The following is a 720-nucleotide window of genomic DNA, read 5'->3' on the forward strand; positions in this document are numbered from 1 at the left end:
GGCGGCCGACGCCGCGGCCGTGCGCGCGGCGCTCGACGACCTGGCCGAGCTGCCGGCCGAGCAGGTGGGCGTGGTGCTGGCCGCGATGGTGCGCGAGCAGCTCGAGATCGCCCATCCGGACGGGCTGGACGGCGACGACGTGCGCGCCGTGCTGGAACCGGCGGTGCGGGGCGCGGCATGGCTGCCGGAGCTCGAGGCCGCCGCGTTCGTCGCGGCGCTCACGGGCGCGCTGGGGGTGAGCGGGTCCGACGAGCCGCCACCACCGCCGCGGGCGTTGCAGGCGGCGGGCGTCGTACTCACCGCGCGGTTGTGCGGGACCACCGGCGTGCCCGCGACCGATTCGCTGCGGCGGGCGCTGGCCGAGATCGCCCGGGCCGAGACCGTGGAAATGCCCTGACCACGCGGGCGGACACGGAGAGAAGTGGCGATCCGGTGAATTCGTCGCCGAGGCGTACATTTCCCAGGGATATCACCGAATAAACCCGAAAGTGATACAGATCACACCACCATCCGCCCTCGGCGGCCGCCGCCATCCGTCACAAAAACCGGTCTTCACCAGGCACTATGTGCGCCTCGCCGCGTCGTTCCCGCGTACCGACCGGAATTCACCCACCTGACGAGAACATGAGAAATCATCGAATCACGGTTTGATAACTACCCGTCTGGACACTCTCCTGACATGACCAACTCACGTAATCGGACAACGAATACGACGAGCAT

Annotated in this window: 1 protein-coding gene; it reads left to right on the forward strand. The window is 68.5% G+C overall.

What is annotated here, in order from left to right:
• Positions 1 to 397 (forward strand): hypothetical protein (locus tag ON36_RS03020; RefSeq protein ID WP_043647439.1); only part of this gene is annotated, 397 nt, incomplete at its 5' end.
• Between the last annotated feature and the right edge of the window lie 323 nt (positions 398 to 720).

The sequence above is a fragment of the Nocardia thailandica NBRC 100428 genome (assembly GCF_000308795.1).
In the GTDB taxonomy this organism is placed as follows: Bacteria; Actinomycetota; Actinomycetes; order Mycobacteriales; family Mycobacteriaceae; genus Nocardia; species Nocardia thailandica.